Source organism: Serratia sp. JSRIV004 (genome assembly GCF_019968705.1).
Classification (GTDB): domain Bacteria; phylum Pseudomonadota; class Gammaproteobacteria; order Enterobacterales; family Enterobacteriaceae; genus Chania; species Chania fonticola_B.
In genome coordinates this window covers 1,963,512-1,976,152 of the sequence record NZ_CP074140.1, presented here as the reverse complement: position 1 = coordinate 1,976,152, position 12,641 = coordinate 1,963,512, and the positions used below count along the sequence as shown (strand labels likewise).

The following is a 12,641-nucleotide window of genomic DNA, read 5'->3' as shown; positions in this document are numbered from 1 at the left end:
TCCCCACCAGACAAAAAGCCAATTTATCTTGTCGCCAGGCGCGGAGCATAATGCCTTGGTACTCTGATTTATCATCATAAAAGGGAGCTCTATGTCACTTTCACCCCCACCGCGGGCAACGCTAAGCGTCTTCGATGCCGGTACTGAGGATATGGCCGCCATTCAACAGATATATGCCCATCACGTGCTTTACGGGCCCGCCTCGTTTGAAGAAACGCCTCCGATGCTGGATGAGATGCAACAGCGCCGCCAAAACGTCTTGGCTGCGGGGTTGCCATGGCTGGTGGCGAAGATGGAAGACCGCGTCGTGGGCTATTGCTATGCCACGCCGTATCGGCCGCGACCCGCTTATCGTTATACCATCGAGAATTCGGTCTATGTCGCCGAAGGCCTGCAAGGGCAAGGTATTGGCAAGGCGTTACTCGGCGCATTGATTGCCCGCTGTGAACACGGCCCGTGGCGGCAGATGCTGGCAACGATTGGCGATGCTGCTGGCAATGCTGGCTCCCTTGCCCTGCACCGCAAGCTGGGCTTCACCAGCATCGGCACTCTAAGCGGCGTCGGGTTTAAATTTGGCGGTTGGCTGGATACTCATATTATGCAGCGGCCACTGAATGACGGCAGCCATACGCTGCCTTAGGCCCTTTCCGGGCAAGCTGCTGATTTTCATCTATAGTTAATCTTGTCGTGGCTTAGCGATCTCAGCGTGCATTCACGCATTCACTAAACATAAACAGTCGGGAGAGACGGATGAAAATTTTTCTGTGGATTATTGCGATTATCTTTATTGTTGGCCTACTGACCATTACCGGTGTGTTCAAACTGATCTTCTAGTTCTCCCCCCCATTGGGCGCATCAATGCGCCCTGCATCGCTCTGCAGTGATGTAAGCATATCAATGAGCTCAGATTCTTTTCGAGCCGCTTCCCAACTCTCTTATATTATTGTCAAAATCCGCTAAAAATCGTGTTGAATGCCTTCATTGCTACGTTAAAGAGAGCACAGGATGGCCTCAATTCATCACCTAACTCTTCCGTATCCTTTGGAAATCAACCGAGACTACGGAAAGCCCTACGTCACTGGTACCTTTGAAGTTGGAGGCAAGCTATTCCTTGTAGTGTTCAACAAAATAGCCACAGCGACAGAGGCTCGAGCCAAAGGCTACGCTATCAACATGCCTGACATACCTTTTCCGCCCAATGGCATGGTAGAAATCTTTTTCGACGCTCTGAGCGTACCTGAAGAATACGGCCAATTTAGACACGTGCCGTTGCCGGGTGAAAACGGATCCAGGGTCTTGTTCAACGTTGCCAAGCTGGTGAGACTTCATTATAGTGTTTGCAAACCTGGTGGATATTTGTTCTATGCGGCGCCTGATGTTCACAGTGAACGCAAAGTTGATCTGGTCATCATCTATAATAGCCTGCTAGGGTTACGGAACCCGCAAAGAACCCAAAGTGATACCAGACTCTGTCGATTGCCAGCTGGTTGGCACGCTTATAACGGATTGTGTGCAGATGGGAGGGGTTATGTCATTACTTGCTGAAAAACCTGTTGGTAACAAAATATTGGCCCGTCAGCGCCTAATGATGCAGATGGCTGCTACCCAGGTTGTGAACCAGAAATTACTGACCGGGGAGTTTGAGTTGCGTGATGGGAAAATCGCCAAAGGGAAAAACTTCCCTGAGCCCCACCATCCGCAACTTCACCACGAAGGTTAAGCCCACAGGCAAAACGCCGTGTTGCCGACAGCGCCAACGTTAAAAAAGCCCAATCTTTATGAGTTCGCGCTGTCAACACCCGAAAAACACATTTCGGGTGTTTTTCACTAATCCGCAGTATCACGCCTTAAAACGAGCCCGCACCGAACCAATCCCAGAGACCACCAGCATCACAACGCCACCGGCGATCAGGCCAAACACTGCATTCAGCAGCGTTGGGGTCAGGCCCCCAAGAATGGCACCAACGCCAGGCACTACCGTAGAATAACTCGCCCAGTCGGTGAACAGGTGATGCACCGGCGGTAAACCGTGGGTCAAAATCCCGCCACCCACCATAAACATGGCCAGGGTACCCACCACCGACAGGGTTTTCATCAGATAAGGTGCCGCACTGACGATACCGCGCCCTAACGATTGTGCTAACGCGCTACTCTTACGGGCCAGGTAGAACCCCAGATCGTCCAGCTTGACGATGCCTGCCACGATGCCGTACACCCCAACCGTCATCACAATGGCGATGCCACACAGCACAATCACCTGCTGACTAAAGGTGGCTCCGGCTACGGTCCCCAGCGTGATGGCAATGATCTCGGCGGAGAGTACAAAGTCGGTACGAATGGCGCCTTTGATTTTGCGCTGTTCATAGACCGCAACGTCCTCACTGGTATCCAGTTCCGCTTTCTCTTCTGCCTCTGCGCCCTTGCGGTGCATCAGGCTGTGGTAAACCTTTTCAAACCCTTCATAGCAGAGGTAAGCCCCACCGACCATCAGCAGCGGCGTAATCGCCCAGGGGGCGAAAGCGCTGATCAGCAATGCCAGCGGTACCAGGATCGCCTTGTTGATAAACGAGCCTTTGGCCACCTTCCACACCACGGGGATTTCGCGATCGGCCTTAACACCACTAACCTGTTGGGCATTGAGCGCCAGATCGTCTCCCAGCACCCCGGCGGTCTTTTTGGCCGCCATTTTCGTCATCAGTGAAACATCATCCAGTAACGAAGCGATGTCGTCGATCAGGGTTAATAAGCTACTGCCTGCCAAAATGCACTTTCCTTATTAAAGGGTGGGATAGCCATACCGGTTTAGCATAGCGGGTTAAAAACATGAAGAGGGGAAATCCTAATGATTTTACTGCAGGTGCAGGCTTAAGTCGTGAATTTTGCACAATGGGAAAGTGATAGCCTGCCGTAACAGACGGCAGACTAATAAGTCACGTTTTATTCCGTGTCGTTCTTCGCCAGGGCGGCATCTTTCTGGCGGCGATAATCCCGCGCCGCCGCGGGGATCGGCGTTACTTTGCCGGTTTCAATCCAGGTGCGCAGGCGGCTAGCATCCGCAAAATGGGTATATTTGCCAAAGGCGTCCAATACCACCAGCGAAACGGAGCGGTTGCCGATCACGGTACGCATCGCCAGGCAGTGTCCGGCCTGATTGGTAAAACCGGTTTTGGTCAGCTGGATATTCCATTTCGGGTTGTAGACCAGATGGTTGGTATTGCGAAACGGCAGCGTATAGTTGGGATCCTTGAAGGTCGCCATCCGTTCGGTAGTGGTGCTCAACTGGCCGATCAGCGGGTACTGCTTGGTCGCCAACATCAGCTTGGTCAGGTCACGCGCGGTAGATACGTTATGAATCGATAGCCCGGTCGGTTCAACGTAACGGGTATTAGTCATGCCTAGCGCTTTGGCTTTGGCATTCATCGCCTTGATAAAGGCGTTATAGCCCCCTGGATAATGATGCGCCAAACTGGCCGCGGCCCGGTTTTCCGACGACATCAACGCCAACAGCAGCATATCCTTGCGGCTGATTTCGCTGTTCAACCGCACCCGGGAGTAGACCCCTTTCATTTCTGGCGTCTGGCTGATATCGACCGACAGCATTTCGTCCAGCGGCAGGCGGGCATCCAGCGTCACCATCGCCGTCATCAGCTTGGTGATCGAGGCGATAGGCACCACTTCATCGGGGTTACGTGAATAAATCACCCGATGTGTTTGCATATCCAGCACCATGGCACTGCCAGAAGCCAACTCAGGCTGGGAGGCCTGCACTGCGGCGGTTTTATTGCTAGCTAATGCACTCGGCACCAGGCCAGTACCGGCTTGCAACGCGAGCAGGGTTAGAACCAAAACACGGATTTTCACATGTATTACTCTGTAACGGAGGAGAGAACCGACTGCGTTGAATTATAAGTGAGGGGTATAGAATTGCACTGTGATTGTGAGTAGCTATTTGTGACAAAATCTATCGGCGCAAAATTTATGCAACCCGCGAGCGTACTGGGTTGTACGCCCGCAAGGTAAAAGTTACAGCGCTGGCTGCCAGGCAGATTGCGGCAACAGGTACAATCCGGCAGCATGCTGCTCACCGGCACCGACAATATGTCCGATCCCGGCGGCCATCACGGCCAGGGTCACATCGAAGGCATTCAGGCTGTCGCCGTAGCCTGCCGTCAGGTTGAACATCGACCCGTTGGCCAGCAGATACAGCGTTTTGTCTGCCAGTTGGTAAGCGTTCACAAATGGCATTGGCTCGCTGTGCGGAAGGCCTTGCAGGAAACCGACGTCGATCTCTTCCGCCACATGCCCAACGTTGAGGATAAACACCCCATCCTTGGCCCGTTCCAGATGCCGTGCAGACAGCACGTTTTTGGCTCCGGTGGCCGTGGCAATTACGTCAGCCTGCTCTACGGCAGTGGCTAAATCGACTACCGCCCAACCATCGTAGCGCGCTTGCAAAGCCCGGGCCGGATCGATTTCCGCCACGATAACTTGCCCGCCATAAGCCTTGGCAGAAGCGGCTACGCCCTGGCCCACCAGTCCATAACCAATCACCACCACACATTTTTCATGCAACGTCAGATGGGTGGTCTGGAAGAAGGTATGCCAGGCGGTCAGCCCAACCATGTGGCGATTATGCAGCCCTTCTTTGACCGGCAGGTCATCCCAGTTAAAGATCGGGTAACGCGGTGCAATGCCCCCCAAGCGGCTGATGCCTGAACCGGTCGCTTCCAGCCCAGCCTTGATCTGTGGGCCATTGGCAGATTGATGCAGTCGAGTGGTCAGATCGGCTCCCATTTCACACAGATGAGTCGGCCCCCAGGCCAGCGCGCGGTCGAAAGATTCAGACCAGTCGGCATCGCTCATATCACGCCAGGCGTGCGCTTGGGCACCGTGACGTTCCAGCCAGGCCACTACGTCATCCTGTACCGTCGTCGGGTTACAGGTGGTGAGATAAATGGCAGCGCCCTTATCCAACAGCCCGGCTACCAGCGGGGCCATTTTCAGATCCAGGTGCATGTTACACGCCAGACGCACGCCGTGCAGGTCCGGTAACGCCGCCACTGCAGCGCGGGTACGCGGCATATGGCGCATGGCCCACTTCAACTCACTGTCAAAATCCTGATACATCGGTTACTCCTCTACTACGCCACGCCGCCAGGGCATGGCAGAATGATTAATCTGCATCGCATGGCGACTATTATCACTTATCTCGCAGCAAAAAACCGAGGTGACTATCATGACAGCAGCATGAGTGATGGTTTTCAGATCTATCAGGGGGGAGGAACCGCCGAACGGATTGTTCAGCGGTACAGGCCGCGATGGCGCAAATCACGGCCCGATATCAATGATAAGACTAGAACAGGTAACGCACGCCTAAAGCAAACTCACTGGAAACCAGGCGTGCTTTCATTTGCTCATCTTTTAACCCACGGGCATTGGTAAAGTTATTGTAACCACTTTCAATCTTGCCCATATCCACGTAGCGGTAGCCCAAATCAAGATTGAGCCGCTCCATGGCCGCATAGCTAATCCCTGCGCCAATGGAGTAAGCCAGATTATTTTGCGTGCTTGCCGCGTATTGGCGCGAGGTATTCCCCTGCCAGCCGTCGGATTTCACTTTGGCGATACCCAGGCCAACCGTGCCATAAACCGAGAAGTCATACCCTAGCGCGTAGTCACGATAGGCATTGAGCATCAGGCGCTGAGCGTCCACTTTGTGGTGATTGTAGCTGCTGGCAAAGGTGGTTGAGCCGCTGGTGTATTCGCTTTTCTTTTTGAACACATACTCTGCCTCACTGCGCCAGCCATTGCCAAATTGATAGCCTGCAGCAATAGCCCCGTTATAGAAATTATGTTTTTCGTCACCGCTGACAAAATCACCCACGCCTGGGCGGCTGCTGGTATTCATATCTTCTGCGGATTGCCTGGCGTGCAATAATTTTATCGCCCCATAGTATCCCTCTAAATAATCATCGGCTAAAACATTACCGGAAACAACGGAGAGGGAAACCAGCAGTACCAGAGGTTTAATATTCATGCGATCCTCGCTTGAAAGGTTATTTATGATGAACAATGAAGGTTCAGCTAAAATAACCAGCGCGCAGCGGTGCCGCAATTCGGTTGAATACCTACTGCCCTAGGTATTTTTACTTAACTCTTGGTGGAGAAAACAGCTCACCATAAACTTTCATTAGCTTCACCGACGAGTTAATCGCCAGTTTGGCAAATAAATTGGCGCGATGGGCCTCTACCGTGCGCGGCGAAAGCTCTAGCTCCAGAGCAATTTCCTTGCTGGATTTCCCTTGCATAATCAGCCCGGTGACTTCCAGTTCCCGCGCTGAGAGCGTCTTGAGCCTCTCTTGTAACTCGGCGGTTGCTTGCCGCTGTTGTTGCAACGTTCGCTGATGCTCCAATGCCCCAGCGACAGTTTCGATCAGCAGATCGGCATCAATGGGCTTGGTCAGGAATTCAAAAGCCCCGTTTTTGAAGGCCCGCCGGCATAAATCAATATTCCCGTGGCCGGTCATGATGATAACGGGGATATCCAACCCCTGTTGTTGCCACTCTTCCAGAAGCGTGATGCCGCTTTTGCCCGGCATGCGAATATCCAGCAGCAAACAGCCGCACAGCGCCTGCGGCTCCCCCATCCGCTGTTGAAAATCCAGACTATTTTCATAAGCCAGCGTTTGCCAGCCCATGGTTGCCAATAGTGAAGTTAGCGAACTACGGATGGCCCGATCGTCATCAATCAGATAAATAAATTGTTCCATCACTCCTCCTGAGTGTTAAACGGAAACCACAGGGTAAAACGCGCTCCCTGGCCGGCCATATTTTCCACCGTAATAGTGCCGTTCAGGCGCTGAACCAGAGTTTCCGTCAGCGCCATGCCCAGCCCCAATCCCTCTTGGCGAGTCGTGAAGAAGGGAATAAAGACCTGTTGTAATGCGGGTTCAGAAAGTCCTGGCCCACCATCGGTAATCATCAGTTGGATCCCTTGATCCGAGTATTCAGCATCGATTGCCACCCAACCTGGCTCCGGCTGATTGGGCTGTTGTGCCTGAATGGCGTTGGTCACTATGTTATGGAAGATTTGTTCAACCCAGAGAGGATCGGCTCGCAGAGGGGGTAACGCATCGGGCATTCGGTTAACGATCCTGACCTTGCCCTTGTTGATCTCATCTTCCAGCAGCATAGTGACGCGCAACCAGACCTTATGCAGATCGACCTCTTGCAATACTACCTGCTCATGCGCCAACTTTTGCCGAAATTGCAGCAACAAGGTGCTGATGCGTTTGATTTGTATCACTGCCGCATCAAGCAGCGGCGCGGCTTTATCCTGCTGCTGTTGGTCTAACAGACGCAGGGCGGCCTGGTTATAACTTAACACCGCAGTCAACGGTTGGTTGAGTTCGTGAACCATACTGGCCGTGATTTCCCCCATAGCGTTAAGCCGAGTCAATTGCGAGAAGTGTTCACGCAAAACGGCAATATTGCGTTGGCGTTTTTGAATACGGTATTGGTCGATAAAATAGACGACAGCAGCCCAGAAAACCGGCAGCAGCAATAACAGCAACCAAGGCAAACGCGCCCAATCAGGGTCGTTTCGGGCGGATAATGCAAAAGGCTGAGAGGCACTGCTGATCCCCTTGTCCCATTGCCAATACGCTGGTTGAGCATGATCCCCCTGCTCAAATAAAGGTTTGTTGTGCCAGCTCAGGCCGATCTGCCGGAAATCATGACGCTGGGGAATGTCCGCAAATAGCAGCGCAGGATCGATCAACAGCGCAAAATGTTGGTGGGCCAGCCAGTAAGTTCCCTCTCCCGTTGGCGTCAAGGTCGGGATTGGCTGCGCCTGTGGCATACGTTTCCATGCCACAATCTGCGGGAATTTTTGCTGGACGATGGCAGGATCGCTGGACACCGACAGTAAGGAAAGCACCGTCTCAAGTTGGGATAATTTAACCGTCACCTCACGATATAAAATACGATAGGTGACTGATTGCTCTTCATATTGCTGTTGCAAAGCATAAATTATCACCCCGCTCCCTGAAAACAGAGATAGAACCAACCAGAGAGCAACCTTGAGCATAATATCTCCATGTCATTGGCAGACGAGTTTATTAATAACGGATTAAACACTATGCGAATGCAAGAATCTATTATTAACATCGGGCCGTTTCAATTCCCCCCGCTGCGGGGACAGGGTGTTATAATCCTATTTCATCGCAATGAAGGAACAACAATGACGGATTTAGCCCACTACATTACCCAATATGGCTACTGGGCACTGCTGATTGGCTGCCTGCTCGAAGGGGAAACCATCACCCTGCTGGGAGGAATTGCCGCACACAACGGATTGCTGCGCCTGCCGCTGGTGATTGCGGTGGTCGCCATTGGCGGCGCCTTGGGCGATCAGGTGCTCTATTTTGCCGGGCGCCATTTTGGTGGACGGGTGCTTGCCCGTATCGAGAGTCAACAAGCACGCATTGAACGCGCCCAAAAGCTGATTGCCAGCCACCCGATTTTATTTGTGATTGGCGTACGTTTTATGTACGGATTCCGGCTTATCGGCCCGGTGCTGATCGGTGCCAGCAAGCTGCCCCCCTCGCGCTTTATCCCGCTGAATATTCTGGGGGCTATCCTGTGGGCCACGCTATTTGTACTGCTCGGCTATTTTGGTGGCCAGGCCATCAGCAGTTTTGTCAGCGGTAGTGACAAAAAGCTGTATAGCCTGCTGTTCTGCGTGGTGGTGATCGCCGCTATTCTGCTGCTTCGCTACTGGTGGCGGCGGCGTCACGCACAATAAGACTATTTGTTGAGCATCAGCTTCAGGCCCAGTAAGGCCAGCACGCTGCCGCCCAGGCGATCGAACCAGGCTTTGAAACGCAGGTAGACGCGGCGCGGGCGCGGTGACGACAGCACAAACGCCACAAAGGCATACCACAGCAGATCGACGGCCAGAGCAATCAGCGGCAACACGATATACAGCACCATGGGGATCTTATGGCTAAGCAACGCCGCAAACACGCTGCCGAAGACGATAGCGGTGTTCGGGTTGCCCAGTTGGGTTAGCAGCCCGGTGGTGAACGCCCGGCGAAAGCCTAGCTGCTGGCCGCCAACCGTTTCGATCATCAACGGCTGATTAGCTCCGCGCAGCATTTTGAACGCCAGATAGATCAGATAGGCCCCCCCCAGCATTTTCAGCGTGGTATACAGCCAAGGCAGCGCCAGTAGCAGCGACTGCAGCCCCAACAAGGCGATTAGTGCGAAGATAAAACAGCCGATCCCCATCCCCAATGCCACCGCCATCCCATCGCGCCGTGACGAAGCCACCGCCGTTCGCGCTACCAGAATAAAGCTTTGCCCTGGGCTCATGGCGCCAAGCGTAATAGCCCCGGTAATGCTGAGTACCGATAATAGCGTTTCGTTGATCATGCTCTTTTCCCTTGCCTGATTCCGTTACTCAAATTAACGCGCTGGATAAAATAAAAGCAATAGAAACGTATGGATACGGGAGAAAACTGCGCCACGTTCCCCCCCGGTCAAGCATTGCCCTGCATCATCAACGCCAGCAACTCCCTGGCCGCCTTCTGTTGCGGCTGGTGCTTCAACCAAATCAGGTGCACCGGCAGACGCAGTTCGTTTTTGGTATTTTTAAATTTCAGGCGGATCAACCGGCCCTGCTCCAGCAATGGTGCAGTTAACGACAGCGGAAAGTTGCCCCACCCCAGTCCAGCTTCCACCATGCTTAGCGCCATCGGCAAACTGTCAGTACGCCAGAAGGATTCCGCTACCTGTGGGCGTTTATCGGCCATAGGCAAATCCCGGCTGGCCACCATGATCTGCCGCACGTTGACCAGTTCCTCCAGAAACAACTCGGCACCGCCAGCGTTCAGAGCTGAATGCTGTGCCGCAATGGTTGCCACCAACGACTCGCTACCCACATAGTGAAAATGTTCCTGGCTGTTCACGTCCAGTCCGCCGAATGCCAGGCACAGGCTGACCCGCTGTTGATGCAGCATATGCAAAACATCATCTTGTGGGGCAGTCAGCACCTCGATATCCAACAACGGGTAGCGCTCCACCAACGCTTTAACCGCCGCCAGTAGACCGCTGCTGTTGATATCCGATGCCACACCGATCGACAGCCTGCTTTCCAGCCCCTGAGAAAGCTCAATGGCGTGGATCTGCAGCTGCTTGAGCTGTTCGGCGATCAAGCGTGCGTGGGGAGCCAGTGCCAATGCCAGCGCGGTGGGCACCGGTTCGCGGTGCGAGCGGTCGAATAGTTGAAAACCCAGCTCCGCCTCCATATTGGCGATCCCCATGCTGACCGCCGAAGGCACGCGCCGCAATGCCCTGGCTGCCGCCGAGAATGATCCGCGATCCAACACAGCCAAAAACAGTTCGATATTGTCACTGGAAAAATTCATCACCTTACCTGTCAGTAAAACTGACAGCTCCTGACTTTTTCTATCAATAGTATTGACGTTATCTTACGCATCGGGTTGCCGGACGTCATCAGGCACGAAAAATAAAGCAGGAGAAAAGCATGCAAGGCGTGAAACGCAAACTGGTCTATGTGACCGCTTATGAAGTTATCGGTATGGTCATTTCGGCCCTTGGTTTGGCACTACTCTCTGGCTCCGCCCCGAGCAGCACCGGGCCGTTGGCGGTGATCATCACCACCATCGCCGTCAGTTGGAACCTGATTTACAACTACTTGTACGAATTCTGGGAAATCCGCCAGGCATCACGCACCCGCACGCTGAAGCGCCGCATTCTGCATGCGGTGGGCTTCCAACTGACACTGGTGGTTTACCTGATCCCCCTGATCGCCTGGTGGATGGAGATTTCTCTGCTGCAGGCCTTGCTACTGGATATGGCGCTGATCGTGATTATTCCCTGCTATACCTTTGTATTTAACTGGGCATTCGACAAAATATTCGGGCTACCGACCTCCGCCCTGCCTGCCACCGAATCGGCCTGAGTGAAACACTCTCCCCCTGAACCGCAGTTTTTTTGCCTCAATTCCCTAGAACGGGTAGCATGCCTCGCCGTTATTTAACGGCGCTGGTATCAACCATAAACTGCGGAATGTTGCCATGACCTCATTCCCATGATGCAAACAGACAGGAACAGGACGAATAATGCACTCAGAGAAAACGACTGCACATGACAAGCAGGCGGCCAGAAAACGTTGGTTAGACTCACACGAATCCGGTTACCACAAAAGCATGGGTAAACGGCAGATACAGATGATCGCCATTGGAGGCTCAATCGGCACTGGCCTATTCCTTGGCACCGGCGCACGTCTACAGATGGCGGGTCCGGCACTGGCGCTGGTATATCTGGTATGTGGCGTGTTTTCTTTTTTCATCCTACGCGCCTTGGGCGAGCTGGTATTACACCGCCCATCCAGCGGCAGTTTCGTTTCCTATGCACGCGAATTTCTCGGTGAAAAGGCCTCCTACGTTGCAGGATGGATGTACTTTCTTAATTGGGCGATGACCGGCATTGTCGATATCACTGCCGTAGCGCTGTATATGCATTATTGGGGGACCTTCGCCGAGGTTCCCCAGTGGCTGTTTGCCCTGGGGGCACTTGGGATTGTGGCTACCATGAATATGATCGGCGTGAAATGGTTCGCCGAAATGGAGTTCTGGTTTGCGTTGATCAAGGTTGCCGCCATCTCTCTGTTCCTGGTCGTAGGGGTCATCTTCCTTGGCGTCGGCACACCGGTAGCGGGTAATACAACCGGGATCCACCTGATCACCGATAACGGCGGCATGTTCCCACACGGTCTGTTACCTGCTTTGGTATTGGTACAAGGGGTGATCTTCGCCTTTGCCGGTATCGAACTGATAGGCACCGCCGCTGGCGAGTGTAAAGATCCGGAAAAAATGATGCCAAAAGCGATCAACAGCGTGATCTGGCGTATCGGTTTGTTCTATGTCGGCTCGGTAGTACTGCTGGTTCTGCTGTTACCCTGGAACGCCTATCAGGCTGGGCAAAGCCCGTTTGTCACCTTCTTTTCCAAGCTTGGCGTACCCTACATCGGGACCATCATGAATATCGTGGTGCTGACCGCCGCCCTTTCCAGCCTGAACTCTGGTCTGTACTCAACAGGCCGTATCCTGCGCTCACTTTCCATGGGGGGCTCAGCACCAAAGCTGATGGCTAAAATGAGCAGCCAGCAGGTACCTTACGCCGGTATTCTGGTGACCTGCGGTATCTATGTGATTGGCGTGGTGCTGAATTATCTGGTGCCATCGCAGGTGTTCGAAATCGTGCTGAATATCGCTTCACTGGGCATCATCTGCTCTTGGGCATTTATTATCGTTTGTCAGATGCAACTGCGTAAGGCGATCAAGGCGGGGAAAGCCAAACCGGTGGCGTTTAAAATGCCAGGAGCACCGGTCACCTCGTGGCTGACGCTGTTGTTCCTGTTAGCGGTGGTGATCATGATGGCCTTTGATTACCCGAACGGCACCTGGACTATTGCCACCATCCCCGTGTTGGCCGTGTTACTGCTACTTGGCTGGTTTGGCCTGCGCAAGCGTGCCGCACAGGTGAAGCTGGAACAACAGGCTCACGAACAGCATAGCGAGCCTTAACAGCTTCCATTTGCAGGTCTACCCGGC

Annotated in this window: 14 protein-coding genes; 6 read left to right on the top strand and 8 right to left on the bottom strand. The window is 53.5% G+C overall.

The features are described 5' to 3' along the window. The first annotated feature begins 91 nt into the window (after positions 1-91). The 3 genes from KGP21_RS09515 (at position 92) to KGP21_RS09505 (ending at position 1,720) form a co-directional block, all read left to right on the top strand. Positions 92-640, top strand: coding sequence for a GNAT family N-acetyltransferase (locus KGP21_RS09515; RefSeq protein WP_021805205.1), 549 nt, complete (start codon positions 92-94; stop codon positions 638-640). A gap of 365 nt (positions 641-1,005) precedes the next feature. Continuing rightward, positions 1,006-1,545, top strand: a complete 540-nt coding sequence (locus KGP21_RS09510) for a hypothetical protein (RefSeq protein ID WP_037375109.1) — start codon at positions 1,006-1,008, stop codon at positions 1,543-1,545. After that, positions 1,529-1,720: a hypothetical protein gene (locus KGP21_RS09505; RefSeq protein ID WP_021805206.1), complete on the top strand. Its 192-nt coding sequence runs from the start codon at positions 1,529-1,531 to the stop codon at positions 1,718-1,720. The genes KGP21_RS09510 and KGP21_RS09505 overlap by 17 nt, the downstream gene beginning before the upstream one ends. 120 nt (positions 1,721-1,840) lie before the next feature. Here the strand turns inward: KGP21_RS09505 and KGP21_RS09500 are convergent, their stop codons facing one another. The 6 genes from KGP21_RS09500 to KGP21_RS09475 form a co-directional block, all read right to left on the bottom strand. Next, positions 1,841-2,761 carry a DUF808 domain-containing protein gene (locus KGP21_RS09500; RefSeq protein WP_021805207.1) on the bottom strand — a complete coding sequence of 307 codons (921 nt, stop codon included), beginning with the start codon at positions 2,759-2,761 and terminating at the stop codon, positions 1,841-1,843. A gap of 176 nt (positions 2,762-2,937) precedes the next feature. Then, positions 2,938-3,867, bottom strand: a complete 930-nt coding sequence (pbpG, locus tag KGP21_RS09495; protein WP_037375110.1) for a D-alanyl-D-alanine endopeptidase — start codon at positions 3,865-3,867, stop codon at positions 2,938-2,940. Positions 3,868-4,023: 156 nt separating this feature from the next. Beyond that, a complete protein-coding gene (locus KGP21_RS09490) occupies positions 4,024-5,127 on the bottom strand; it encodes an adenosylhomocysteinase (RefSeq protein ID WP_021180419.1) in 1,104 nt (367 codons plus the stop codon). A gap of 226 nt (positions 5,128-5,353) precedes the next feature. Then, positions 5,354-6,037, bottom strand: a complete 684-nt coding sequence (locus tag KGP21_RS09485; RefSeq protein ID WP_021805209.1) for an outer membrane protein — start codon at positions 6,035-6,037, stop codon at positions 5,354-5,356. A 109-nt stretch (positions 6,038-6,146) separates the two neighbouring features. Further along, on the bottom strand, positions 6,147-6,770 hold the full coding sequence (locus KGP21_RS09480; RefSeq protein ID WP_021805210.1) for a response regulator transcription factor: 624 nt from the start codon (positions 6,768-6,770) through the stop codon (positions 6,147-6,149). Then, positions 6,770-8,038 (bottom strand): sensor histidine kinase, encoded by a 1,269-nt coding sequence (locus tag KGP21_RS09475; protein WP_223538007.1) that lies wholly within the window; start codon positions 8,036-8,038, stop codon positions 6,770-6,772. Before KGP21_RS09475 ends, KGP21_RS09480 begins: the two co-directional genes overlap by 1 nt. 204 nt (positions 8,039-8,242) lie before the next feature. Here KGP21_RS09475 and KGP21_RS09470 point away from each other — a divergent pair, with 204 nt between their 5' ends. Further along, a complete protein-coding gene (locus KGP21_RS09470) occupies positions 8,243-8,806 on the top strand; it encodes a DedA family protein (RefSeq protein ID WP_021805212.1) in 564 nt (187 codons plus the stop codon). 2 nt (positions 8,807-8,808) lie between these two features. Here the strand turns inward: KGP21_RS09470 and KGP21_RS09465 are convergent, their stop codons facing one another. Then, positions 8,809-9,435, bottom strand: coding sequence for a LysE family translocator (locus KGP21_RS09465; protein ID WP_021805213.1), 627 nt, complete (start codon positions 9,433-9,435; stop codon positions 8,809-8,811). A 107-nt stretch (positions 9,436-9,542) separates the two neighbouring features. After that, on the bottom strand, positions 9,543-10,430 hold the full coding sequence (locus KGP21_RS09460) for a LysR family transcriptional regulator (RefSeq protein ID WP_223538005.1): 888 nt from the start codon (positions 10,428-10,430) through the stop codon (positions 9,543-9,545). A gap of 119 nt (positions 10,431-10,549) precedes the next feature. Between KGP21_RS09460 and KGP21_RS09455 the strand changes: the two genes are divergently transcribed. After that, positions 10,550-10,987: a PACE efflux transporter gene (locus KGP21_RS09455; protein WP_021180412.1), complete on the top strand. Its 438-nt coding sequence runs from the start codon at positions 10,550-10,552 to the stop codon at positions 10,985-10,987. A gap of 160 nt (positions 10,988-11,147) precedes the next feature. Continuing rightward, the gene (gene ansP, locus KGP21_RS09450; RefSeq protein ID WP_059200196.1) at positions 11,148-12,614 is read left to right on the top strand and encodes an L-asparagine permease; all 1,467 of its coding nucleotides are present in this window, start codon (positions 11,148-11,150) and stop codon (positions 12,612-12,614) included. The last annotated feature ends 27 nt before the right edge of the window (positions 12,615-12,641 follow it).